Source organism: Kribbella sp. NPDC004536, from assembly GCF_042873835.1.
Lineage (GTDB): Bacteria > Actinomycetota > Actinomycetes > Propionibacteriales > Kribbellaceae > Kribbella.
Genome location: NZ_JBIALY010000002.1, coordinates 1,189,317 through 1,213,293 on the forward strand (window position 1 = coordinate 1,189,317; position 23,977 = coordinate 1,213,293).

General features: G+C 67.0%; 30 protein-coding genes. 19 read left to right on the forward strand and 11 right to left on the reverse strand.

The window, feature by feature from the left end:
• Positions 1-3 precede the first annotated feature (3 nt).
• Positions 4-939, reverse strand: a complete 936-nt coding sequence (locus ACFYRU_RS20440) for a helix-turn-helix domain-containing protein (RefSeq protein ID WP_387661092.1) — start codon at positions 937-939, stop codon at positions 4-6.
• 72 nt (positions 940-1,011) lie between these two features.
• On the opposite strand from ACFYRU_RS20440, the gene ACFYRU_RS20445 reads away from it, so the two are divergent.
• The 14 genes from ACFYRU_RS20445 to ACFYRU_RS20510 all read left to right on the forward strand — a co-directional run bounded on the left by ACFYRU_RS20445 (position 1,012) and on the right by ACFYRU_RS20510 (position 12,544).
• Complete coding sequence (locus tag ACFYRU_RS20445; RefSeq protein WP_387661095.1) at positions 1,012-1,962, forward strand: saccharopine dehydrogenase NADP-binding domain-containing protein; 951 nt, start codon at positions 1,012-1,014, stop codon at positions 1,960-1,962.
• Between the two features lie 57 nt (positions 1,963-2,019).
• Positions 2,020-3,600 (forward strand): hypothetical protein, encoded by a 1,581-nt coding sequence (locus ACFYRU_RS20450; protein ID WP_387661098.1) that lies wholly within the window; start codon positions 2,020-2,022, stop codon positions 3,598-3,600.
• A 14-nt stretch (positions 3,601-3,614) separates the two neighbouring features.
• Positions 3,615-4,577: an endonuclease/exonuclease/phosphatase family protein gene (locus ACFYRU_RS20455; protein ID WP_387661101.1), complete on the forward strand. Its 963-nt coding sequence runs from the start codon at positions 3,615-3,617 to the stop codon at positions 4,575-4,577.
• A gap of 53 nt (positions 4,578-4,630) precedes the next feature.
• Positions 4,631-5,074 carry a helix-turn-helix transcriptional regulator gene (locus ACFYRU_RS20460; protein WP_387661104.1) on the forward strand — a complete coding sequence of 148 codons (444 nt, stop codon included), beginning with the start codon at positions 4,631-4,633 and terminating at the stop codon, positions 5,072-5,074.
• Positions 5,075-5,084: 10 nt separating this feature from the next.
• Positions 5,085-5,495, forward strand: coding sequence for a VOC family protein (locus ACFYRU_RS20465; RefSeq protein ID WP_387661107.1), 411 nt, complete (start codon positions 5,085-5,087; stop codon positions 5,493-5,495).
• Positions 5,496-5,519: 24 nt separating this feature from the next.
• Positions 5,520-7,874: an ATP-binding cassette domain-containing protein gene (locus ACFYRU_RS20470; RefSeq protein WP_387661110.1), complete on the forward strand. Its 2,355-nt coding sequence runs from the start codon at positions 5,520-5,522 to the stop codon at positions 7,872-7,874.
• 80 nt (positions 7,875-7,954) lie between these two features.
• The gene (locus ACFYRU_RS20475) at positions 7,955-8,299 is read left to right on the forward strand and encodes a VOC family protein (RefSeq protein ID WP_387661113.1); all 345 of its coding nucleotides are present in this window, start codon (positions 7,955-7,957) and stop codon (positions 8,297-8,299) included.
• A gap of 188 nt (positions 8,300-8,487) precedes the next feature.
• The gene (locus ACFYRU_RS20480) at positions 8,488-9,108 is read left to right on the forward strand and encodes an HAD family hydrolase (protein ID WP_387661116.1); all 621 of its coding nucleotides are present in this window, start codon (positions 8,488-8,490) and stop codon (positions 9,106-9,108) included.
• Positions 9,109-9,606: 498 nt separating this feature from the next.
• Entirely contained in the window at positions 9,607-10,176 is a 570-nt protein-coding gene (locus ACFYRU_RS20485; RefSeq protein ID WP_387661119.1) for a TetR/AcrR family transcriptional regulator, read from the forward strand.
• 275 nt (positions 10,177-10,451) lie between these two features.
• On the forward strand, positions 10,452-10,892 hold the full coding sequence (locus tag ACFYRU_RS20490; protein ID WP_387662919.1) for a DUF418 domain-containing protein: 441 nt from the start codon (positions 10,452-10,454) through the stop codon (positions 10,890-10,892).
• Complete coding sequence (locus tag ACFYRU_RS20495; RefSeq protein WP_387661122.1) at positions 10,861-11,208, forward strand: class I SAM-dependent DNA methyltransferase; 348 nt, start codon at positions 10,861-10,863, stop codon at positions 11,206-11,208. The genes ACFYRU_RS20490 and ACFYRU_RS20495 overlap by 32 nt, the downstream gene beginning before the upstream one ends.
• On the forward strand, positions 11,196-11,561 hold the full coding sequence (locus tag ACFYRU_RS20500) for a hypothetical protein (RefSeq protein WP_387662921.1): 366 nt from the start codon (positions 11,196-11,198) through the stop codon (positions 11,559-11,561). The genes ACFYRU_RS20495 and ACFYRU_RS20500 overlap by 13 nt, the downstream gene beginning before the upstream one ends.
• A gap of 47 nt (positions 11,562-11,608) precedes the next feature.
• Entirely contained in the window at positions 11,609-12,052 is a 444-nt protein-coding gene (locus ACFYRU_RS20505) for a GNAT family N-acetyltransferase (protein WP_387661125.1), read from the forward strand.
• A 168-nt stretch (positions 12,053-12,220) separates the two neighbouring features.
• On the forward strand, positions 12,221-12,544 hold the full coding sequence (locus tag ACFYRU_RS20510) for a GNAT family N-acetyltransferase (RefSeq protein WP_387661128.1): 324 nt from the start codon (positions 12,221-12,223) through the stop codon (positions 12,542-12,544).
• On the opposite strand, the gene ACFYRU_RS20515 is transcribed toward ACFYRU_RS20510, so the two are convergent.
• Positions 12,537-12,935, reverse strand: a complete 399-nt coding sequence (locus tag ACFYRU_RS20515; RefSeq protein WP_387661131.1) for an NUDIX domain-containing protein — start codon at positions 12,933-12,935, stop codon at positions 12,537-12,539. The two genes, ACFYRU_RS20510 and ACFYRU_RS20515, sit on opposite strands and share 8 nt — an antisense overlap.
• 26 nt (positions 12,936-12,961) lie before the next feature.
• Positions 12,962-13,690: an LLM class flavin-dependent oxidoreductase gene (locus tag ACFYRU_RS20520; RefSeq protein ID WP_387661134.1), complete on the reverse strand. Its 729-nt coding sequence runs from the start codon at positions 13,688-13,690 to the stop codon at positions 12,962-12,964.
• 187 nt (positions 13,691-13,877) lie between these two features.
• Here ACFYRU_RS20520 and ACFYRU_RS20525 point away from each other — a divergent pair, with 187 nt between their 5' ends.
• The 4 genes from ACFYRU_RS20525 (at position 13,878) to ACFYRU_RS20540 (ending at position 16,840) form a co-directional block, all read left to right on the forward strand.
• Positions 13,878-14,708, forward strand: coding sequence for a helix-turn-helix domain-containing protein (locus ACFYRU_RS20525; protein ID WP_387661137.1), 831 nt, complete (start codon positions 13,878-13,880; stop codon positions 14,706-14,708).
• Positions 14,709-14,774: 66 nt separating this feature from the next.
• Entirely contained in the window at positions 14,775-15,356 is a 582-nt protein-coding gene (locus ACFYRU_RS20530; RefSeq protein WP_387661140.1) for a dihydrofolate reductase family protein, read from the forward strand.
• 34 nt (positions 15,357-15,390) lie between these two features.
• Entirely contained in the window at positions 15,391-16,314 is a 924-nt protein-coding gene (locus tag ACFYRU_RS20535) for an LD-carboxypeptidase (protein ID WP_387661143.1), read from the forward strand.
• A 25-nt stretch (positions 16,315-16,339) separates the two neighbouring features.
• Positions 16,340-16,840 (forward strand): GNAT family N-acetyltransferase, encoded by a 501-nt coding sequence (locus ACFYRU_RS20540; RefSeq protein ID WP_387661144.1) that lies wholly within the window; start codon positions 16,340-16,342, stop codon positions 16,838-16,840.
• Here the strand turns inward: ACFYRU_RS20540 and ACFYRU_RS20545 are convergent.
• A complete protein-coding gene (locus ACFYRU_RS20545; protein WP_387661147.1) occupies positions 16,813-17,325 on the reverse strand; it encodes a hypothetical protein in 513 nt (170 codons plus the stop codon). The genes ACFYRU_RS20540 and ACFYRU_RS20545 overlap by 28 nt on opposite strands.
• A gap of 40 nt (positions 17,326-17,365) precedes the next feature.
• A complete protein-coding gene (locus ACFYRU_RS20550) occupies positions 17,366-17,923 on the reverse strand; it encodes a TetR family transcriptional regulator (RefSeq protein WP_387661150.1) in 558 nt (185 codons plus the stop codon).
• Positions 17,924-17,997: 74 nt separating this feature from the next.
• Between ACFYRU_RS20550 and ACFYRU_RS20555 the strand changes: the two genes are divergently transcribed.
• Positions 17,998-18,939 (forward strand): SDR family oxidoreductase, encoded by a 942-nt coding sequence (locus ACFYRU_RS20555; protein WP_387661152.1) that lies wholly within the window; start codon positions 17,998-18,000, stop codon positions 18,937-18,939.
• 79 nt (positions 18,940-19,018) lie between these two features.
• Here ACFYRU_RS20555 and ACFYRU_RS20560 read toward each other — a convergent pair whose 3' ends face one another.
• From ACFYRU_RS20560 to ACFYRU_RS20585, 6 genes are all read right to left on the reverse strand, one after another.
• Positions 19,019-19,729 (reverse strand): class I SAM-dependent methyltransferase, encoded by a 711-nt coding sequence (locus tag ACFYRU_RS20560; RefSeq protein WP_387661155.1) that lies wholly within the window; start codon positions 19,727-19,729, stop codon positions 19,019-19,021.
• Between the two features lie 36 nt (positions 19,730-19,765).
• Positions 19,766-20,305 (reverse strand): acetamidase/formamidase family protein, encoded by a 540-nt coding sequence (locus ACFYRU_RS20565; RefSeq protein ID WP_387661158.1) that lies wholly within the window; start codon positions 20,303-20,305, stop codon positions 19,766-19,768.
• 471 nt (positions 20,306-20,776) lie between these two features.
• Positions 20,777-21,019, reverse strand: a complete 243-nt coding sequence (locus ACFYRU_RS20570; protein ID WP_387661161.1) for a hypothetical protein — start codon at positions 21,017-21,019, stop codon at positions 20,777-20,779.
• A gap of 77 nt (positions 21,020-21,096) precedes the next feature.
• Positions 21,097-21,849, reverse strand: coding sequence for a class I SAM-dependent methyltransferase (locus tag ACFYRU_RS20575; protein ID WP_387661164.1), 753 nt, complete (start codon positions 21,847-21,849; stop codon positions 21,097-21,099).
• 526 nt (positions 21,850-22,375) lie between these two features.
• Entirely contained in the window at positions 22,376-23,131 is a 756-nt protein-coding gene (locus ACFYRU_RS20580; RefSeq protein WP_387661167.1) for a class I SAM-dependent methyltransferase, read from the reverse strand.
• A 78-nt stretch (positions 23,132-23,209) separates the two neighbouring features.
• Entirely contained in the window at positions 23,210-23,971 is a 762-nt protein-coding gene (locus ACFYRU_RS20585; protein WP_387661170.1) for a class I SAM-dependent methyltransferase, read from the reverse strand.
• Between the last annotated feature and the right edge of the window lie 6 nt (positions 23,972-23,977).

Consider the following 23,977-nt stretch of genomic DNA (forward strand, 5'->3'; position numbering starts at 1 on the left):
ACCCTACGTGCTGCGGAACGACCGCCGGTACGTATTCGGCGGTACGCCGACCACCCGCTGGAAGTGTCGCCGCAACGTAGTCGCGGTCCCGAGACCAGTCGCGACGGCGACCTGCTCGATGCCGTTGTCGGTCGATTCGAGCAACTGCTGCGCGCGCCGGACCCGCTGGGTGAGGAGCCACTGCAGCGGCGTCTGACCGGTGATCGAACGGAACTGGCGACCGAGGTGGCGCGCGCTGGTGCCGGCGCGACGTGCGAGGTCGGTGACGGTCAGCGGCTGGTCGAGACGCTCCTGCGCCCAGGCGAGCAGTTCGGTGAGGGAGTGGTCGCCGCTGACCTGGACCGGGGTCGCGACGAACTGCGCCTGGCCGCCGGTGCGGTGCGGTGGTACGACGAGCCGGCGGGCGACGGTGTTCGCGATCGTGGCGCCGTGGTCGAGGTGGATCAGGTGCAGGCAGAGGTCGACCGCCGCCGCTTTGCCGGCGGCGGTGAGGACCGTGCCGTTGTCGGTGTAGAGGACGTCCGGGTCGACCTCGGCTTGTGGGTAGGCGGCTTGGAGGTCGGCTGTGTGGGCCCAGTGGGTGGTGGCTCGGCGGCCGTCGAGTAATCCGGCTGCGCCGAGGACGAAGGCGCCGGTGCAGAGGGACGCTATGCGAGACCCAGAACTGTGGGCGGAGCGGACCGCGGCTACCAGGTCGGGTGGTGGGGGTTGGGTGGGGTCGGCGAGGGCTGGTACGAGGACCGTGTCGGCGGCCGACAGGTCGTTGAGGCTGTGCGACGGGTTGACCAGGAACGGGCCGACTTGGGTGGGGCCGTCGCCGCACAGGCGTACGTCGTACCAGTCGTCGACGCCTTGGGGTGGGTTGCCGAAGATTTCGTAGGCGATGCCGAGCTCGAAGTGCAGCAGGTGGCCCGCGGTTGCCACGGCGACGGTGTGCATGTCCGAAAGTGTACGGATGTTGTCGTTCCGGACCCTCACAGTCGGGGCGGCGCGCGCTGGAGACTCGATGGCATGAACGCCATCGTCGTGTACGGCGCCACCGGTCACACCGGCCGGTTCGTCGTCGAGGAACTCCTTCGCCAGAACCTTCCGGTCGCCGTCTCCGGCCGCAACGGGTCCACACTCATGGCCCAGTGGGGCGCCCTCGACGTACGACCGGCCGCCGTCGATGATCCGTACGCGCTGGACCGGGCGTTGCGGAACGCGGCCGCGGTGATCAACTGTGCGGGTCCGTTCGCCACCACCGCCGAGCCGCTGATCGAGGCCGCCGCGCGACAGCGGATCCCGTACGTCGACGTCGCCGCCGAGATCGAGGCGAACACCGCGACCCTCGCTCGCCGGAGCAGCACCCCGGTTGTCCCGGCGATGGCGTTCTACGGCGGGCTCGGCGACCTGCTGACGACTGCTATTGCCGAAGAACTGGCGCCGGTTCACGTCGCCTACGGGTTGAGTAGTTGGCATCCGACTCCCGGGACGCGCGAGGCCGGGCGGGTGTCGCATGATCGGCGGGGCGGGCGGCGGGTGCGGTACGCCGACGGGCGCCTGCAGTACCACGACGACCCGCCGGTGCAGGAGGACTGGACGTTCCCCGCGCCGCTTGGGAAGCGCCGGGTGATCGCCGAGTTCAGCATGGCCGACATCGTCACGATCCCGAGCCACATCGCCGTACCCGAAGTCCGCACGTACATGACGGTCGAAGCCGCCGGTGACCTGGCGGACGCGGACACCCCGGCGCCACCGCGCGACAACGACCAGTCCTTCGTGGTCGACGTACGGGTCGGCGACCGGCGCGCGACGGCGACCGGCAACGACATCTACGCGATCAGCGCACCGCTCGCGGTCGGCGCCGTCCGGCGGATCCTGGCCGGCGAGACGCGGGCGTCCGGGGTGGCGTCGGCCGGCGCGATGTTCGACGCCGTCGAGTTCCTCAAGGAGTTACCACTCGCGTTCGACCTGCCGTAAATCGATTCCGCACGGGAGAATGTTGGACCTCTGCTGACGAAGCCGGAGGCCGCCCACATGCCCAAGCTCGCGCGCCGTACCTTCCTCCAAGCAACCGGAGCCGTTGCGCTCGGAACCACCACCACCGCGTACGCCGACGACACCATCGACTACACGGCCCGCCGTACGTTCGACGACTGGGACCGCCTGTTCCAGCAAGGTGGCCCGGGGCAGCCCGACCAGCCGAACGACAACACGAACCGCGACGGCCGCTCCGGCATGCTCGCCTGGAGTCAGTCGTATGTACTGCTCGGGCTGGTCCGGATGTACGAGACGTACCGCGACACCTACTACCTCGACCGCCTGATCGACAACGTCGACCAGGTGCTGCAGGTCCGCGACAGCGCTCGCGGTGTCACCGACTACCGCGGCCTGTCGTTGCCCGCGTGGCGCGCCGACCACCCGTACACCACCGGGTACGCAACCCTTGCCGACGGCAACGGTACGCCGCTACTCGATCTCCGCGAGGCGCTGTCGTACGCCGAGGACACGACGATCGCCGTCACGGCCGGGACCCGCCCGGACACGTTCACGGTCAAGCTCGTCAACATCTCCGTGAACCGTACGGTCACGCACACCGACCTCTCGCTGGACCCCGAGAGCGCCGACTACGCCGTCGCCCGGATCTACGCGGCCACGCCTGGACCGCTCCAGCTGACGGCCGTCGATCGGCGTGCGGCGCCGGGCGCGGGCGACGTGCCACAGTTCGGCAGCTACCAGATGCACTGCCGGCCGGTGATCTTCGCCGTACACACCGGCATGATCACGTACCCGATCGCGAGCTTCGTCCGGATCGTCGCCGGCTCGCCGGTACTGCGGAAGCGCTACGGCCGGAAGGCAGCGGAGTACCTGCAGGCCTGCCGCGAGGCGGTCGCCGTCCACGACTGGGAGTACGACACCGACCACCTGATCTGGCCGAAGGGCCAGCCGCTGCCGTACGACGGCTGCGAGCAACCGATCAACCAGTCCGTCGGCCTCGGCCAGACCCTCGTCGAACTGGCCCTCGTGACCGGCGACCGGTCCTACCGGGACAAGGTCGCAGCGATGGGCAGGATGTTCTCGGCCCAGCTCACCGCCGACGCCGACGACGCATACCAATGGCACTACTGGCCCGTCGGCGGCCGCATCTACGAGGGCTTCACCAAGACCGGCGATCCTGCGACGGACCTCTCGATCTTCACCCCGTCCGGTGGTCCGGCACGCCAGTTCGAGGACATCAGCCACGGCGCGATCGACGTCGAGTTCGCCGTCCGGGCGTTCCGCGCGAAGCTCGCGTTCACGGGCCGGGACATGGCGCGGATCGCCCGGACCTTCACCCAGAACGTCGCGTTCACCGACGCAGACGGACTGCCGGGCATCCACACCACCGTCGCCGGCGGTGCGGTCGGTGCCGCGTCGGTCGCGGCCCAGGCGCCACGCTGGATGCAGGTCACGCCGTGGGATCCGCAAGTGCATGCCCACTGCCTCGCGCTCTACAACCGTTACCAGCCGACGCCGGAGCGCGACGGGCAGCAGCCGATCGGCTTCGGCTGGCTCCTCGCCAACGTGGCTTATCTGAACTGGGGCGTCCGGTTGACAGCGTCGTCTCAGGTTCGCTGACCTAGCCTGGACGTGTGGAGGGGGAACCGCTGGTACGGCGGTCCGCGGGGATCGTGATCGCCGGATTGTTGCCGTGGGCCTGGTTCGTGCTGCGTGACCGGCTCGGGGTGGTCACCGACGTGCTCGCGATCGTACTGCCGATGCTCACGCTGGTCGTCGCGCTCGTGGCCGGCAGCCTCGGCCTGCTCGGCCGCCGGCGGCCCGCGGCGCTTGCGTTCGCGGTGTCGACGCTGCTGGTCGGGGTCGTCGCGACGGTCACGCCGTGGATCCCGCACGGGACCGGGACCGTCGACGAGAGTCGCGCCGTACGGATCGCCGCCGCGAACATCGGCGAAGGCGAGCTCGAGGGCGCCGACACGTTCATCGGGGTGAACGCCGACGTACTCGTCGTGTCCGAACTCGGCTCGCCGCTGACCCACCGGCTGTCCCAGGCGTACCAGTACGTGGAGTCGTACTGGAACGGCCCGGCCATCGCGGTCTTCAGTCACTGGCCGCTGACCGTCCTCGAAAGCCCCGGCCCGGACCTGCCCGGCTTCATGCTCCGGGTGCACGCCCCGTCCGGCGACTTCGACCTGATCGCGGTCCACGTGCCGAGGCCCTGGTACACGACAGGCGGGTCGACGTACCGGCAGAAGAACCCGGGCCAGCCGTACGAGACGACCGTCGCCGGGCATCACCGGCTGATCGAGCAGATCGCCGAACGGGCCGCGAAGGACAGCGGGCCGGTCGTGGTCGCCGGCGACCTGAACACCACCGACCGCGGCCGCGACTACCGGATCCTCACCCGGCCGCTGCACGACGCGATGCTCGACAGCTGGGGACGACCGTCGCAGATCGGGAGGTGGGCCGCCCTACTTGTACGGATCGACCACGTCCTGATCAAGCAAGGTTGGTGCTCGGACCACAACCACTGGTACACGATTCCCCGCTCGGACCACCACGGCCTGGTGACCACGATCGGGCCGTGCGCAGCATGACCCGCGTCGTCGGCTGAGTGACTTCGCTTGGTTGAGATGGCAGGATTTCTACCGTGAGTAGCGGGACGACGGATGCGCAGCGCCTGGACGACCTGGCGCGGCTGCGGCGTGTGAAGGACCGGATCGACCGGGAGTACGCACAGCCGCTGGACGTCGAGGCGCTGGCGCGGGGCGCGCACATGTCGGCGGGGCACCTGAGCCGCGAGTTCAAGCGTGCCTACGGAGAGTCGCCGTACGGGTACCTGATGACGCGCCGGATCGAGCGCGCGATGATGCTGCTGCGGCGCGGCGGGATGAGCGTCACCGAGGTGTGCTTCGAGGTCGGCTGCCAGTCGCTCGGCACGTTCAGTACCCGCTTCACCGAGCTGGTCGGGATGCCGCCGAGCGTCTACAAGGACGCCGCCGCGGACGCGACGCTCGGAATTCCGTCGTGTGTCGCGAAACAGGTGACCCGACCGATCAGGAATCGAGAAGCAACTCCGGCCTCCGGCACGTAGCGTGACGCCCATGAGTCTGAAAATCCTGAACAGCTTCCTGCCGCACACCGATCCCGAGGAGTCGCTGAAGTTCTACCGCGACCTGCTCGGCTTCGAGGTCCGGATGGACGTCGGGTACGAGGGGATGCGCTGGATCACGGTCGGCCCGCCCGGCCAGCCGGACACCTCGATCGTGCTGACTCCGCCTGCCGTCGACCCCGGCATCACCGAGGACGAGCGCAGGACGATCTTCGAGATGATGGCCAAGGGCACGTACGCGACCGTGGTGCTGCAGACCGACGACCTGGACAGCCTGTTCGACCGGCTGCAGGCCAGCGACGCCGAAGTGATCCAGGAACCGGTGGACCAGCCGTACGGTGTCCGCGACTGCGCGTTCCGCGACCCGGCCGGCAACCACGTCCGGATCAACCAGGCCCGCTGACCTCACCCTTGGAGTAGACCGAGCATGGAACACGTTGCCGACAGCCACGACATGATCCGGGTCACCGGCGCCCGGGTGAACAACCTCAAGGACGTCAGCGTCGAGATCCCGAAGCGCCGGCTGACCGCGTTCACCGGGGTGTCCGGGTCGGGCAAGAGCTCGCTGGTGTTCGGCACCATCGCGGCCGAGTCGCAACGGCTGATCAACGAGACCTACAGCGCGTTCGTGCAAGGCTTCATGCCGTCGCTGGCCCGCCCTGAGGTCGACGTCCTCGACGGCATCACCACCGCGATCATCGTCGACCAGGAGCGGATGGGCGCCAACCCGCGGTCCACCGTCGGTACGGCGACCGACGCGAACGCGATGTTGCGGATCCTGTTCAGCCGGATCGCGCAGCCGCACATCGGCCCACCGACGGCGTACTCGTTCAACGTCCCGAAGCGGACCGCGACCGGCTCGATGACCGCCGACAAGGGCGCGGGGGAGAAGAAGGTCGTCCGCGAGGCCGTGTACGCGGGTGGCATGTGCCCGCGCTGCGAGGGCATGGGCTCGGTCACCGACTTCGACCTGACCGCGCTGTACGACGCGGAGAAGTCGCTGGCCGAGGGCGCGCTGACGATCCCCGGCTACAGCATGGAGGGCTGGTACGGGCGGATCTTCCGCGGCTCCGGCTACTTCAACATGGACAAGCCGATCAAGAAGTACACCAAGAAGGAACTGCACGACCTGCTCTACCGGGAGCCGACCAAGATCAAGGTCGAGGGCATCAACCTCACCTACAACGGCATCATCCCGGCGATCCAGCGGTCGTTCCTGTCCAAGGACGTGGACGCGATGCAGCCGCACGTCCGGGCGTTCGTCGAGCGCGCGGTGACGTTCACGACCTGCCCGGACTGCGACGGCACCCGGCTCAGCGCCGAGGCCCGCTCGTCGAAGATCAACGGCAAGAACATCGCCGACCTGACCGCGATGCAGATCACCGACCTGGCCGCCTGGATCCGTTCGTTGAAGGAGCCTTCGGTGGCGCCGCTGCTGAAGGCTTTGGGCGAGGCGTTGCAGTCGTTCGTCGACATCGGGCTCGGGTACCTGTCGCTCGACCGGCCCGCCGGGACGCTGTCGGGCGGTGAGGCGCAGCGCACCAAGATGATCCGGCACCTCGGGTCGTCGCTGACCGACGTCACGTACGTGTTCGACGAGCCGACGATCGGTCTGCACCCGCACGACATCCAGCGGATGAACGAGCTGCTGCTGCAATTGCGCGACAAGGGCAACACGGTCCTCGTCGTCGAGCACAAGCCCGAGACGATCGCGATCGCCGACCACGTGATCGACCTCGGCCCGGGCGCCGGGTCCGGCGGCGGCGAGGTGGTGTTCGAGGGGACGCTCGACAAGCTGCGTACCAGCGGGACACTGACCGGGCGGCACCTGGACGACCGCGCTTCGCTGAAGCCGTCGGTCCGGTCCGCGTCCTCGGTCATGGAGGTCCGCGGGGCGTCGCTGAACAACCTGCAGGACGTCGACGTGGACGTACCGCTCGGTGTGCTGACCGTTGTCACCGGAGTGGCCGGGTCCGGGAAGAGTTCGCTGATCCACGGGTCGATCGCCGACCGGGAAGGCGTCGTGTCGATCGACCAGGGCGCGATCCGCGGGTCGCGGCGGTCGAACCCGGCCACGTACACCGGTCTGCTCGAGCCGATCCGGAAGGCCTTCGCCAAGGCGAACGGCGTGAAGCCGGCGCTGTTCAGCGCGAACTCCGAGGGCGCGTGCCCGGCGTGCAAGGGCGCCGGGGTCATCTACACCGAGCTCGGCGTGATGGCGACCGTCGAGCAGACGTGCGAGGAGTGCGAGGGGCGGCGGTTCCAGGCTGCCGTACTGGAGTACACGTTCGGCGGTCGCGACATCGCCGAGGTGCTGGCGATGCCGGTTTCGGAGGCGTTGCCGTTCTTCGCCGAGGGTGACGCGCGGACCCCGGCGGCTTCGGCGATCCTGGGGCGGCTGTCGGACGTCGGACTCGGGTACGTGTCGCTCGGGCAGCCGCTGACGACACTGTCCGGCGGCGAGCGCCAGCGGCTGAAGCTGGCGACCCACATGGGCGAGAAGGGCGGCATCTACGTCCTCGACGAGCCCACTACGGGTCTGCACCTGGCCGACGTCGAACAGCTGCTCGGACTGCTCGACCGCCTGGTCGACTCCGGCAAGTCGGTCATCGTGATCGAGCACCACCAGGCGGTGATGGCACACGCCGACTGGATCATCGACCTCGGCCCGGGCGCCGGCCACGACGGCGGCAAGGTCGTCTTCGAGGGCACCCCGGCCGACCTGATCAAGAAGCCGAAGACGCTGACGGGGAAGCATCTCGCGGAGTACGTCGCGAACTGATCAGGAATCGAGAAGCAGCGCGTGGTGGTCCGGAAATAGCGTTGGTCGTGTTGGCAGACCACTGAACTGGAGATGACGAAATGACCACCACGCAAGGCGTCCAGACCATCCTGCACCCGGTCACCGACCTCGAGAAAGCCAAGCCGGTGTACGCCGCGCTGCTCGGCGTCGAGCCGGTCGCCGACTCGCCGTACTACGTCGGCTTCGAGGCCGCCGGCCAGCAGATCGGCCTGGTACCGAACAGCGACATGACCGGCCCGGTCGCGCACTGGCACGTGACCGACATCGAGGACCGCATCAAGGCAATCGTCGAGGCCGGCGGAACCCTCAAGCAGCCCCCGCGCGACGTCTCCAACGGCCGCCTGGTGGCGCTCGTCACCGACCCCGACGGCAACGTCCTCGGCCTCCTCCAAGACCCGTCCTGAAATGTGCAATCTCCCCACCGAGATCCGGGCCGCCCTGTACGGCTCACCCACGGAGGCCGACGTACCAGAGGACGACACGGTTGAAGCCGAGGAACTGGACGACGCCTGGCAGACTGTGTGACCGCTGGCGGGTTGCAGCAGGCCAGTCCTGCAACAACCCGCCATCCGTCTCGTTCTGAGGGGAACTGATGTCGGTTGAGCACGTGCTGTTCGATGCGGACGGGGTGTTGCAGGAGCTGCCTGGCGGGTGGTTCGCGGCGATGGAGCCGTATCTGGGGGACCGGGCGGAGGAGTTCCTGCGCGAGACGTGGTCGGACGAGCTGCCGATGCTCGCGGGGCGGGGCGACTACCTGCCGGTGCTGGCGGCGTCGCTGGAGCGGTACGGCGTACGTACACCGGTGACCGAGGTGTACGACGCGGTGTGGAAGAACATCGTGCTGATCGAGGAGTCCATCGCGCTGGTGCGGACGCTCCGGCGGAACGGTTACGGCGTACACCTCGGGACGAACCAGGAGCAGTACCGCGGTACGCACATGCGGACGGCGCTCGGGTACGACGACCTCTTCGACGTCAGCTGCTACTCGTACGACCTCGGCGTCGCGAAACCCGACCCCCTGTTCTTCACCCGCGCCGCGGCCCGCATCGGCGCCGACCCCACCACGATCCTCTTCATCGACGACACCCCCCGCAACATCACCGCCGCCCGCACCGCCGGCCTGAAAGCCGAACAATGGACCTTCCCCCATGGGCACGAGGTCCTGCGCAATCTGGCGGCGCTGCATGGAGTCACCATTCGACCCACTTCCTGAAGGCCGGCGGTCGGCATCGGTTCTTCAGGATGAAATCAGTTGTGCTTCAGAGGCGTAAGAGACGCTGAGTGCAGAGCGTCGGTCAGCTCTGTGGGTGAGGGGTGTCTCATGCGTCACCGTCGAAGGCACAAGCTGAGGGGTGATCGTCCGCGCAAGCGGGCGTCCGGCAGCGATGTTCCATCTGCGTCCCGGGCGTCTGACGAGTCGTTGATCGGTGACTATGCCGCAGCAGTCTTTGCGGCAAACTCAGTCGTCCTGCACAGGCCGGCGCTCCTGCTGACCCGGCAAGCTGTCGCGGCCAGCAATCGGCGCAGGGCTGCGTCGCCGTAACGCGAGCGCTGCTGCGCCTCCCAGCCTCCCCACATGCCCGATGTGGTGGAGCCGGCACGTGGCCACCCCCACGTTGCCGCTGGCGGGTGGGTCTGCCTGCATCACCAGGGTCGGCAGGCCCACTCGTCCAGGTCAAGACAGATCGTTCTATCTGCTAGCCTTGAGGGCATGTCGGAAGCGCGGATGCGGTTGCTTGGTACGGCCACTGGGCTGTTCTACGCTGAGGGGATTCACGCGGTTGGGGTGGATCGGGTGATTGCCGAGGCGCAGGTTACGCGGGCTACGTTGTATCGGCATTTTCCGAGCAAGGACGACCTAATCGTCGCGTACCTGACGCAGGCCGACGACGCGATCCGAGAGCGGGTGGCGGCCGCGCGAGCCGCCGATACGGACGCTGATGACGTGATCCGCGCGGTTGCCGGGTTCATCGTGGAGGACATCAAGAGCCCCGGCTTCCGCGGGTGCGCGTTCCTCAACGCCGCGGCCGAGTACCCGGACCCGGAGTTCCCGATCCACCAGGCCGTACTGAAGCACCGCCAGTGGTTCCTCGACACGATGACCGAACTCTTCACTGCGACCGGCAAACCCGACGCGGAACCGGCCGCCCGCCACTTCGTGATGCTTCGCGACGGCGCGATGACCGCCGGCTGCCTCACCGACCCGAAGCCGATCTGCGACACGTTCCTCCGCGGCGTCGACGGCCTCCTGACGTACCGAAGCCGTTCAGACCAGACCTGACTGCCACGCCCACACAGCGATCTCCGTACGGTGAACGACCCGGCAGACCGTGGTCATCACCTCCGGCGGCCACGACGACTCGTCCGACGGGAGCTCGAGCGAGGTCGGCGGGACCGTGCTGTGCGAGCCGTCCGACCAGTTCGCGCAGGTACCCCAACCCGACCGGGCCCGGCCGCGGCTGGGGAGGATTTTCCGCCCGTACCGGGACAAGATCCGCCCCAACCTCGACCCGGCTGCCGTCGCGCCGAGCTCTTGCAGCGGCCGCCGTACCACTCCTGCTTTGGCAGCGGACGTTGACGTCGGACGACCGACTGTTCTGGTTCGCGCTCGCGACCGGTGGGTTGGTGGTGGCGGCGTTCTACGTGTGCACGCTGCTCGCCCTGCTCACGACGCGGATCCGGTCGCAGCTGATTCGGATCTTCAGTCCGCTCGGGCGGATGGCGCTCACCAACTACCTGACGGCGACGATGCTCGTACTGACGATCATCCACGGACTCGACCTGAACATTATCTCCGCTGGTGACGTCGTACTGATCGCTGCCGCAATCCTCACCACGCAATGGATGTGGTCCACGCTGTGGCTGCGTCGCTTCACCCAAGGGCCGTTCGAGTGGCTGTGGCGATGGGCGACCTGGGCCGAGCGGCCGCCGATCCGAATCGCCCGCACAGAGCAAGGAGCGCTTGGTGCCGAAGACCGACTACGACGAGTTCGCTGAGGCGTACGCCGCGGACAACGAGGTCAACCTGCTCAACGGCCACTACGAACGACCGGCGATGCTCGACCTCGCCGGTGCCGTCGACGGCCGGCGCATCCTCGACGCCGGCTGCGGCGCCGGTCCGCTGGCAGCGGCGCTCCGCGACCGGGGCGCGATCGTCAGCGGGTTCGATCTGAGCGCTTCGATGCTCGACCTGGCCCGCCGCAGGCTCGGTGCCGATGCCGACCTGACCGTTGCCGACCTGGCGAAGCCGCTGCGCGGTACGACGACGCGGCGTTCGACGATGTCGTCTGCTCCCTCGTCCTGCACTACCTGAAGGACTGGACCGAGCCGCTCGCCGAACTACGCCGCGTACTGAAACCCGGCGGCCGACTGATCCTGTCGCTCAACCACCCGTTCGTCTACACCGCCCTGAACCCGGACGGCAAGTACTTCGACCTCGCCGAATTCTCCTTCAACGCCGAACACGCCGGCCGCACCGTCACCTACACGATCTGGCACCGCCCCATCCAAGCAATGTCCGACGCCTTCACCACAGCCGGCTTCCGCATCACCGCGATCACCGAACCCCCCATCTCCCCAAACACCCCAGCCGCCCTACGCCCCAAAGACGTCGAACACCCCGCCCGCTTCATCAGCTTCATCTTCTTCACCCTCGAAGCCTGCTGAGTTTATTGAGCTGCGGCTGGCCGTAGGTATGCGAAAGACTCGGCCACGTGGACATTCGCATTGCGGATCAGGCGGACGTGAAGCATCTGGCGCGGCTGCTGTGGCTGAATGCGACGCCTGAGCAGCGGGCATCGCAGTCGGTCGAGGAGTTCGCGGCGGACCTTGATACGTGGTGGGCGGGCAACCCCGCGCACGTGGCGTTCGTCGCTGACGAGAACGAGGTCGTCGGGATGGCGTGGCTGGCGACCGTTCCGCGCGTACCGCGACCGGGTGTCACCACTCGGCGGTCGGCCGACATCCAGAGCGTGTTCGTCGTACCGGAGCAGCGGGGGAGAGGGGTCGGCTCGGCCCTCGTACAGGCGGCCGCCGACCACGCCTTCGACCTCGGCGCGGGCCACGTCACCGTGCATTCGGGCCGCAGAGCCGTACCGGTATACGAGCGGCTCGGCTTCGCTTCATCGCGTCAGTTGCTGCAGAAGGAATCCAGGTAGAACCAGGGCTCAGGTTGTCGTTCCGTTGACCGTCCGCGATCTCACCGAGGCCGACCTGCCGGCTCTCAGTTGGTACGGGTCCGCGACGGGGCTCGCGTCCGTCGCCGAAGCGATCGAGCGCGCCGGCCGCGGCGAGGTCGACTACCTGGCGGTCTGCCACCCTCGGGATTGCCGGTCGCGGTCGGAGGTGCCGACTACACGAAACCACCGGGAGCGGCGACGATCTGGCAACTCTCGGTCCAAGCGGAGTTGCGCTCGTGCGGAATCGGCACGGTGCTGATCGAGGCGCTGAAGCAACGAATCCGCGGCCGCGGCCTCGACTGGGCCGAGCTAGGCGTCGACGTCAACTCCGCGCGCCCACAAGGACTCTACGAACGCCTGGGCTACGAAGTCAGCGGTAGCGAGCCCGGCGGCTGGAACGTGGAAGCTCTGGACGGAACCGTGAATCGCTACGAAACCCAGATAACCCTCCTACGCAAGAAGCTCACCTAGAAGCTACCTGGAGGGCGGCCAGGATGGTTGGGAGGGTTCCTGGGTCGGCCAGCTTCAGGTTCGGCAGCTCGCTGGGACGGAACCAGCGGAGGTCGTCGTGCTCGTCGGGTTCGGTGTTGACAGGTTCGCCGTCCCAGCGCGTGATGACGAACGCGTGCATGTCGAGCTGCGGGTTGCTGGTCGTCATCGGGATCGGTACGGGGTCGTACACGTGGACGCCGAGTTCCTCGAGGCATTCCCGGCGTACGGCGTCCCGCGGCAACTCGCCGCTCTCGACGTGCCCGCCGGCGAGATCCCAGCAGTCGGGATAGTTCTCGCGCGACGGGTGGCGATGTACCAGCAGCACCAGACCGTCGCGGACGAGTGCGGCGACTGCGATCCGGCTGACCATGGCGGAACTCTAGGCGGCTCTCGGTCCTACTGCCCGGCCAGCTTGGCCACGACCGGTGCGAGGGTCTCGGCGAAGTCGGCGCCGATGACGAAGTACGAGAAGCCGATCTCCTCACGGCGCCGCTCGATCTCCTCGGCGGCCGCCGAGGGGTCGCTCGGCAGGACGATGAGCGAGTCGGCGGCGTGGAGTGCCGCGGTGTCCAGGCCGGGTCCGGCCATGAACGGTGCGACACCGTCACCGACGACGGCGATGTGCTGGGCGAGCTCGATGTCATTGCCGGCGGCAAAGTCGCGTACCGCGTTCGTGGTTTCGGTCCGGTCGTCGTCCGCCGGGAGCACGAACGTCACAGCGTCGGCTACCTCGAGCGCCAGCGCACGCGACTTCGGGCCACTGACCGCCATGACGACCGGCGTGTGCAGATCGGGGCCGTCGAACGTACGCAGCTTGGCGACGGTTTCGCGCATCCTGGTACGGCGCTCGGCGAGGGAGACGGCGGGCAGCCCCAGCTCGACCTCGATCCCGGGCCGCCCGGCGCCGATCCCCATCTCGAACCGGCCTTCGGTGAGTACCGAGAGCGAGTGTGCCTCCCATGCCGTGCTCAACGGCTCACGCAGCGCCGCCGCGTAGACCCACGAACCCACCCGCAGATCGGTCAGGGCAGCCACGGTCGCGAGTGTCGGCGCAAGCGCCGGCTGCCACGTCGGCACGTCGGGCATCAACAACGTCGAGTAACCGCTGTCGCCAATCAGCTGCACCCGATCACGCCACGCCGCCAGATCCGAACTGATCGGCGCCACAACCCCAAATCGAAACGGCCTCAACTGACCGGTCATCATCGCTCTCCTTCAAGTCTGTCGCTCTACTTGTACTCTCCACGAACCCCCACCCCCCATTCCGACAACACCACACAAGAAGATCAGAGATGCTGGGGGAGTGGAGTATGTGTCGAGGGTGCCGCGGGCGCCGTTGGGTGGGTTGATCGACGATCTCTACTACCTGGAGGGGGCGGCGCCGTATGCGCGGCTGGTGTTGCCGCCGATGCCGGCGGCGTTGTTGATCGTCAACCTGGGGGAGCCGTTCCGGATTCGTGGCGGCAGCGACGTCGAGGCGGCCGAGTACGCCGACGGCTGCGTGATCACCATGCCGACTAGCATGCTGGAGTTCGGGTACCCGCGCCGGCCCCGGTCCGTCGGCGTGCACTTCAAGCCGTGGGGCTTGGCGCCGTTCCTGCGGATGCCTGCGGCCGAGCTGTGCGATCGGCCGGTGACCGTGGAGCAGGTTTGGGGCCGGCGCGCCGTCGCCGAGCTGCGCGATCGGCTGGCCGCGGCGGACGGACCGTACGAGATGCTGACGTTCCTCGAGAACGAGCTCATGCGACGCCTGCACGAGACCGCCGGGATGGAGCTGGTTCGTCATACGAGCAGCGTCATCGCGACGACCAGCGGGGCAGTGGGCATCGGCGGCCTGAGTACGGGAGCCGGCATCAGCAGCACGCATCTGACACAGCGGTTCAAGGAGCTGATCGGCGTCACACCGAAGCGGCTGGCGCGAACGTACCGCTTCACCGCCGCGGTGTTCGCGATCAACCCCGCCGAACCGGTCGACTGGAGCGAGCTCGCCGTACGCGCAGGGTATTTCGACCAGGCTCATTTCGGACACGAGTTCCGGGCGTTCACCGGGCTCACGCCGACTCAGTACGTCGAAGTCCGGCGGCGGTTCCTGCGCGAACACCCCGGCCACACGCTGGATAGCTGGCCGCTGCCGGCCGATTGATTTCTTACAAGAGCGACAGCCCACGGCGCGCTAACTTGGGCGCACCCCGAAGCAAAGGAGCGCCCTGTGGGCAAGGTGGTCATGTACGGCTCGGTGTCGGTGGACGGCTTCATCGCGGACGAGCACGACCAGCCGGGACCGCTGTTCGACTGGTTGACAGGTGGCGATGTCCTGTTGGACGACAGCGGCGTACTCAAGGTGTCGCAGACGTCGTACGAGTACGTAAGGCCGTACTGGGACGAGATCGGCGTGACCGTCGTCGGCCGCCACGTCTTCGACCTCACGGACGGCTGGGACGGCAAGCCTCCCGGCGGCATCGACCACGTGGTCGTCGTCACGCATCGCCCGCAGCCCGCGGGCTGGGACCCCGAAGCGCCGCTCCACTTCGTCGACGGCATCGAAGCAGCCATGGCCAAGGCACAGGAGCTCGCCGGCGATCGTACGGTCGAAGTCGCCGCGGGCGACGTTGGCGGCCAGGTGTTCGCCGCGGGCCTGGTCGACGAGGTACGCATGGACGTCGCACCCGTCGTACTCGGCTCCGGCAAGCGCTACTTCGGCTCGCTGCACGCACAACACCTCCTGGAAGACCCGGACGTCGTCATCCCGAGCAACCGCGTCCTCCACCTGCGCTACCAGGTCCGTCGCTGACTGTTGTCGGAGGCCCCTGTCACACTTTCGAACCATGACCCTTCTGCCGCCCCGGTTGAATCCCGGCGACCGCGTCCGTTTCGTCTCGCCGTCCAGTACGCCTGACCGCGAACTGGTAGCGAAAGGCGTCGAGCTCGTCACGAGCTGGGGCCTGCAGGTCGAGCTCGGGAAGCATGCCTTCGACAGCGCCGGCTACTTGGCCGGCGCCGACGAGGACAGGCTCGCCGACCTCAACGACGCCTTCCGTGATCCGGGCGTACGCGCGATCTTCGCCACGCGCGGCGGCAAAGGGGCGTACCGCATCGCCGACGGGCTCGACTTCGACGCCGTACGGCGCGACCCGAAGCCGCTGATCGGCTTCAGCGACATCACCGCCTTGCACCTCGCACTGTGGAAGCAGGTCGCCCTCGTCGGCATTCACGGACCGACGATGAGCTGGTACGAGCCGAGCCGTGGTCCCGAGTGCGCCGAGGCGTTACGCCGCGCACTGATGACCACCGACGAGATCGTCGTCCGGCAGGATCCGAAGGAGCTCAGCGCCGCCCTGACCGAGGGCGAAGCTGCGACTGGGTTCCTAATGGGCGGAAACCTCGACGCTGTTCGCTGCGCCGTCGGCGGAGACCTGTGCAGCTTCGACGGCGGCATCCTGCTGATCGAGGAGAACCATGGCACAGGCCTTGGCATGGTCGACCGCCAACTGACCCAGCTGATGCGATCGGGCCTGCTCGACGGGCTGTGCGGTGTCGCCGTAGGTCAGCTCACCGGCTTCGAAGACGACCTGGTCAACGGATGGACCGTACTGGACGTCCTCCGCGACCGTCTGACGAAGCTCGGCGTACCAATCCTCGGCGGCCTCCCGATTGGACACGGCCTTCGACCCGCCACCGTTCCACTCGGCACCGTAGCGACAATTGACCCGGCAGCAGGAACGCTGACCGTCGCGCCGGGCGTTAGCTGAACGCGCTGTCGTAGCCTCGTTCGTCATGACTCAGCTCATCCGCATTCGCGACGCAGCGCCCGGTGACGCCGATGCGCTGGCGGAACTGCATGCCCGGTCGCGCGCTGCGTACTACGGCGCCGGTGGACACGAAGTGGCGGCGGTTCCCGACGAGGAGTACCGGGAGACCTGGCGCAAGATGGTGGGGGACCCTCGCCTCGACGTGCTGGTGGCTGCCTTCGGCGACGACATCGCGGGTGTGCTCGCGCTGGATGCCAACGGAGTGTTTCCGACCAACGCGCCGCACGAGACGCGCGTCCGGCTGGTCGGGATCTTCGTTGAGCCGGATCGGTGGTCGAGTGGCGTTGGCAGCGCGTTGATGGAACGCTTCGTCGCACGCCAGGTCAACGCCGTGGGTGAGGTGGATGTCTGGGAACGGAACTCTCGCGCCATCCGGTTCTACGAGCGGCACGGCTGGACCCGAGACGGAACCTCGCGGCCGGGACCAGCCGGGGCGGACTACGTCGGATTCGTACTCCGATCATGACCGCTCACCTGGTGTTGGATGTGGAGCTTGGTGAGCCAGGCGGCGAAGGCGCTGAGGTCTTCGACGTTCGTTTGGGGGATGTGGAGTTTGGTGCCGCGGGTGGAGGTGATGGTCAGATAAGGGGCGGCGAGACCGTTGCTCGGTGCAACGAGTGCGGTGCCCTGGAACTCGGACCACGGGATCCGCCGCCACCACGCGAAGCGGATGCCGGCAGCACTCACGGTCGCCCGCGGGTGGCCGAGCAGGAACAGTACGGCGAGCACCGCGCAGGCGGCGACGAGTACGCCAAGGAGCGCCACCCGGATCGTGAACCAGGTACCGCGACTGTCGAGGTCCCGAACCACCGAAACGATCGGAATCCCGGCCAGCGCCACCACAACAACCAGCCCACCAAAGGCCAACGTCCGCCGAACCCCGAACACCACCCGCCCAGCCCGATGCCACTCCGCATCCCAAGCCCCGATGTCCTGATTCCCCATCACCATGTTTCGCTCCTCTCCGGGCACAACTCTAATTGGGCTCGCGTCACCTAGAGAGCTTTCGCAGGTCGTCGAAGGCTTGGCGCACGCACGCTTGCAGGCCCGGATCGGGGTTGCCGTCCCAGGTGCGGACCGCGTGCTGGTAGGTGGCCCAACCAGTCCTCGCGGCCAGGTCCGCGAGCCGGTCGGAGAGGCCGCGTTGACGTAGGGCCTCTGCGACGGCGTCGGTGAGTAGGGCGTGTTTGGTCAGGTCCCGTTCACGTAGTGCAGGAGTCGAAGCGATGAGCTCGGCGCGGGCACCGGTCGTCGGGCGACGGGCTTCCAGTGCTTCGGCCGCTGCCGCGAAGGCATGCAGCAGGACGTCGTACGGCGCAAGTCCGCTCGGAGCCTCGACGATCGACCGGATCAGATCCAGCCGGAGCTCGGCCTCCCCGTCGAACAGTACTTCGCGTTTGTCGCTGAAGTGCCGGAAGAAGGTGCGCTCGTTGACGCCGGCGCGAGCCGCTATCTCCGCGGCGGTGGTCCGGTCGAACCCGCGCTCCGCGAACAACTCGAGCGCCGCCTGCAACAGGCGGCCGCGCGCTTCTGCTCCGCTCCGTGGCACTCCCTCACCCTAGCCCATTGTGTCAGTCACTGACATTTCATGTAGTGTCAGTGACTGACATTAAGGAGCTGTAGATGAAGGTGTTCGTCACCGGGGGAACGGGACAAACCGGTCCGACCGTGGTGTCCGAGCTGATCAGGAACGGCCACACCGTCACAGGACTGGCTCGCTCCGAACGCGCCGCCGATGTGCTGTCAGGGCTGGGGGCAACGCCACACGAGGGCTCGCTGGACGATCTGGACAGCCTGCGGCGCGGAGCGGAGGCGTCCGACGGGGTGTTGCACATGGGGTACGGCGGCGACTACGCCGATCCGGAGGCCCTGATCCGGCGCGACCGTCAGGCAATCGAGGCTCTCGGCAGCGCACTCGTTGGCACGGGGAAGCCGCTGGTCAGCACGTCCGGCACGCTGGTGATGGCAACCGGCCGGATCACCACAGAATTGGATGCACCCGATCCGGGGTCGATCGCGGCGTTCCGGATCGCCGGCGAGCACGCGTGCCTGGGACTGGGGGAGTCGGGAGTACGAGCGTCCGTCGTACGCCTGGCGCCGACGGTGCACGGCCCGCGGGACCACGGTTTCATCCCGGCGCTGATCGCGGCAGCCCGGCGGGCGGGAGTGTCGGCGTACATCGGCGACGGCCTCAACCGCTGGCCGGCCGTACATCGCGCAGACGCGGCAGTGCTGTTCCGGCTGGCGCTGGAGAACGCTCCGGTCGGCAGCGTGCTGCACGGCGTCGGCGAATGCGCGGTAACGATCAAAAGCATCGCAGAGCAGATCGGCCACCTGCTCCAGATCCCCACCGTGTCACTGACCGTCGACGAGGCCGCCGAACACCTGGGGAACCCGTTCCTGGCCAAATTCTTCTCCCTAGACACGCCCGTCTCGAGCCAGCACACCCGCGCCCTCCTCAACTGGACCCCAACCCACCCAGGCCTACTCGAAGACCTGGCCACCAGCGACTACCTAGACCCAACCGCCAGCCACCGAGCAGAAGAAACCTGGCTCCGCCACTGAACGAGCTAACCCACGGTTGCGACGAGTTCGGTCACGTGCCTCGACTCGTCGGACTTAACTGGTGGGCACGGGAGTAGCGTCACGCGGACGTGAGTTCGAGGAACAAGAAGCAGATGAACGAGCGCCCGTCCTCGGTGGGCAGGAGCTCCGGGGGAGTGTCGACTGCCGGAGGCGGCTCGCTCACTCTCGAGATGTGGAAGCCTGCGTCGACGAAGGCGTTGAAGACGGCGTACAGGGGACGGTGCCAGTACGTCATCCACACTGTCTGCCCGTCCATCTCGTAGTCCTCGGAGTACTGGGTGACCGCGAAGTAGTCGGCGTCCGAATGCGCCACGGCGTACACAGTGGGATGCATGGTCGCCACAACCAGCCGCCCGCCCGGTTTCAGTACCCGCCGCAACGCGGCGAGCGGCTGCGTCCAGTCCTCGATGTAGTGCAGTACGAGGGACGCAACCGCCAGGTCGAACTCGCCGTCGCCGTAGGGAAGTTGGGCGGCCAGGTCTCCAACTCTGAGGTCGACGTCGTCACCCAAGCGTTGCCGGGCCAGATCCAGCATCGCGGCACTACCGTCGAAGCCTGAGACCTCGGCGCCCTTGTCCCGCAGTTGCTTCATCAACGGACCGGCGCCACATCCGACGTCGAGCACCCGGAGCCCAGACACATCACCCGAGAGCCGAAGCAGTTCTGGCCGCGCGTAGTAGGCGTTGTAGAGACTGCTGTCGTTTGCCGACGAGTACGCGCCGGCAAACGCGTCGTACTGATCGGACTCAGGATCCTGTGCGGAAGGCATGAACAGTTTCCTATCAGTCGGGCGGGCGCGGGACGATCATGATCTCGGGGTGTAGGGCAGCATCGGCTTCTCAACAGTCAGGAGATCTTCTATCGGGCCCAGCCAGCCCGACGGGACGAGGAGCTTGTAGGTAGGCGAGTGGGATACGACGCTCGACACGCGGAGGTCGGCGATGACGCTGAGGAGGGCGTTGGCCTGCTCGAAGCCGAGGTGCTGAGCGAATCCGAGGTGGTGGACGGCGTCGGAGATGGCTTGGGTGTACGCGTCTTTCTCGGTGAAGCGGCTGCAGAGGTGGACGACCGCGTCGGCGGTGCAAACGATGGGACGATGTGGAGAGGTGCCGTGGATCACCTCGACAGACAGGTCGCACCAAGAGCCGATCTCGATGCCTTGGCCACTGATCTCGCCATCGCCCATTGCGGCGTGCGCGTCGCCGATGACGAACCGGCCAGACCCGATTTCGTCGTAGAGAAAGAGGGTCGAGCCCGGGGCGAACTCCTTGGTGTCGAGGTTGCCGCCGTGGTCCCAGGGGTCGGCGATCAGTTCGGACCGAACCAGGCCGAGCCAGCCGAGCATCGGGACAACTGGTACGACGTGTTGCCCGTCCAGGATCGCCTGGTGACCGCGGAGCTCGGCGCGGCCACATATTCGTGGTTCGCGGACTCCCGGAGAACGCCGCCCCACGGCTCCCAACCTTTGGTGGTGGTTGCGAAGCCATACTGACCAACGGGGTCCAGTTCAAGCGCGTGAAGGTGGAAGGCAAGGGTGTCGCCAGGACTCACGCCCTCAATGCGGAGCGGGCCGGTCAGGAAGGGGTAGTCCGAACTTGGCCACGTGCGAATCCGGGTTCTTCGACCGGCAGGAGAACCGCGGCGTCCGGGAGATCATGGCAGTCCAGGTCAACGGGCGGCGCGGCGATCGGATCCATCACGGCACTCTAGGACCATCAAAGCAATGCCACAGGCAATTATCAGATCGAGCTGAGGCGGGATGTCGTAGGGGAGTGGCAGGCGAGCGGACCGTGCCTTGGCCAGGGGTCGGTTCGAGTCAGGTCCGCAGCTCGAATCGCAGGGTCGTACCGGCAAGTTGCTCGACCTGGGCCAGCAATCCTGGCGCGATGGCCACGGGTTCGCCGTGAGCCCGCACTCTGATCCGACTCGGCGGCTCGCCTTCCAAGGTCACACGTAGCGCCGGCTGGAACTCGGACAACAGGAAGCGAGCCCGCTCGAATCCGCGCTCTTCGAACCGAAGCTCGCTCCCTTCCGCCACAAGATCGAACTCGAACGTCACCATGCAACCCTAACCAGCGCGCGGACTGCGACCGCGTCGTGTGGTGCTCTGAACCGACAGTACTGCCGGCTCTCGGTTCAGGCCGGCTCGCAGACGTAGAGTTGGAGCGCTGCATCTGCTGTGAGTGGTGTACGGGACCAGTCGCCGAAGCGTTCCACAACCCGGAGACCGCCGAGCGCGAGCAGCAGCGGCAACTCCTGGGGGAAGATGCTCCTGATCTCGAGCGGCGCGACCTTGAAGTCGACCTCGGAATCGGTCGAGAAGTACCACCTGCCGCGAGTTACCTGCGCCCCGGCGTCGTAGGTCTCCGCGACGTCGACATGGACTACGCCACGATCGGGGTCCACGAACGACAACGCGTCGCGCCTGCGTCGAACGCCGTCTGCCTGGGCGAGCATGCGAACGCTCGGGTTGAACACGTCGAAGATGAGCCGCGCTCCGCGCGCCAGGTGCTTTCGCACCGACCGAAAGCAGCTCACCAAGTCCTCAGCTTCATGCAGATGGAGCAGTGAATTGGCCGCGATGAACACGAGATCGAAGGTTCTTCCCAGGTCGAACTCGCACATCTCGCCCTGCACCCACTGCACGTCCACGCCGCGCTCGTCTGCCTTGCGCTGGGCCTCGGCAAGCATGCCCGGCGACAGCTCCAGGCCCGTGCACAGATGCCCGTCGGACGCGATCGGGATCAACTTCTGTCCGGTGCCACTCCCGAGTTCCAAGACCCGCCCGCCACGCCGATCGGCCTCGGCCCTGTAGAAGTTGACGGCCTGTTCGCCTCCAGGGAACAACCGGTCGTACAACCTCGCATCCGAGTAGAACTGCTCGCTCATGAGACGCACGCTCCTTGCCGGATCTCGAGCAGCCTGCCTTTTCGGCCAACAACCACGTGGGCAATTGTCGCGATCAGACCGAGATCCCTCCACGGCTTATCAACGCAGCCCATGCGCAGCTTCGTGAGCTGGGGCTGGCTTCGTCAACGTAGGCATGGCCATGCGCATCGATGGACAGTCAACGAGAAGGGAATCGTCGCTTCCGCCGCGAGATTGCCGCAGGCACCGGCTGGGTTCGAGGCCTTGGCAGAACGCGCCGTAACCGATGTCGAGGTCGGCGGACATCTCCTCAAGGCCGTACGCGCAGCCGTCGGCGAAGGCACCCAGTACTAGACGCAACCCACCGTATTCCAAGCGCCGATAACGGACATTATGTCAACTACCGGGCATCGCATGGTGTCAGGTGAGTCTGCGGGCACGGCCTATCCACTACCCCGCGGGCAACTGCAGGACCTGCGGAAGTCGGCCTTCTCCTGGCGGTTGTGTGAGCGACCGCTCGGTTCGGTCAGGGGGTGGAGCCTGGTGTCTAAGGCTTGCTCGCGACCAGCATGTAGTTCTCGGCCTTGGGGTCGAAGGTCGTTGTTTCCGTTTGGAGGCCGGCGTGGTGTAGGTCGGCTTTGAGGGTCTCGTGGCGGTAGGGCCAGCAGGGCAGGAGTTCTGAGCGGACGTGGACCAGGCCGGTCGCGTCGACTTGGGCGATTGCGATCTCGATGTGGTGTTCGTCCTCCCAGTGCGGTGCGATCTCCCAGCGGTAGATGACGACGGCGTCGCGGCCGTTGCGGCGGACGAGGTGGTTGCTGATGTCGAGCCGGGAACCTCTGGATCTCACGAGTTCCCAAGTGCGGGAGGTGAGTACCAAGTGCCCGCCGGGGCGTAGGAGCCGTGACATCGACTGCAGAGCAGCGCGCCTGCCTGTCGCGCCTGTGGCATGGTGAAGCGAGTTGCCGACGCAGAAGACCATGTCGAACGTGCTGTCGTCGAAATGGTCGGGCAGCTCTTCCCAGCTCGCCTGCACAGCCCGGACAGATGCGCCGAACTCCTCGGACAACTCTGCAGTCCGTCGCACCATCGCTTCGCTGGCGTCGGTTGCGGCAACCTGGATGCCACGACCGGCGAGGCCGACCGCAAGCTGTCCGGTTCCGCACGAACAGTCGAGGACGTGAGCGTTCGGCGGCAAAAGGCTGAGGACGTCATCGAACGACGCAGCGAAGTCGGCCGGAGGTAATTTTGCATCCGAGATGAGCCATTCGTATACCTCGGCAAGCACGTCATAATCCGTCACAACCACTACCTCCGTCACCCAGTAGATTCACGGCAGGACGTCAGTCCATCAGTGGAACAAACCGGGCACCAATGATTTTCAGTAGTGCATCCCCGGGATGGGGCGGAGTTTGAAGATGAGGATGCCCAGGTGCTTGTTGAGCCACTCTTGTTTGTGGGGGTAGCGACGTTGGGCGGCTTCGGATAGTTGGGGCTCGTGGGTGGTCTCGATCCAGAGGCCGGCTGCGCTGAAGACGTTGAGCAGGTCGGAGATTGTGTACGGGCGTTTGGTCAGGCTGATCTGGTCGTTCCAGCTGTGGGCGTACGAGAACCTGTCTGTGGAGAAATATTCCTCGCCCAGGGACGTGCCGTTGCGTTCGGATCGTTCGACGGCGTAGCGGATCGGATGGGTCCTGGTCAGCAGGATGAATCCCCCGTCGGTCAGCATCGTTCGTGCTGCTCGCAGGGTGCGGACCGGATCTTTCGCGTAGCCGAACGACTGCAGGAACAGGATTCGGTCGAACTTGCGGCCGGCCAGCGAAGGTAGCGAATCCAGTTCGGAGAGGTCGCCCTGGATGAATTCCAGACCGGGCGGCGGTGCGCTGAGGAAGTTGCCGCTGACATCGATTCCGACGGACGCGGCCGCACCGTCGCCGACCAGTTCGGCGAGCTTGCCACCGTTGCCGCAGCCGACGTCGAGCACCGACAGCCCGGTGACGTCGCCCAACAGTTCTCGCTGTGCCGGCCACTCGACAAGCCGGTCCAGCGAATCCTCCCTGGACCGTGCCCGCTCGTAATCCTGAGCGAGTTCCGGCCACGGTCGGCTCGCATCTCCATCTGACGTCGCCACGATGCAGACCATAGACGA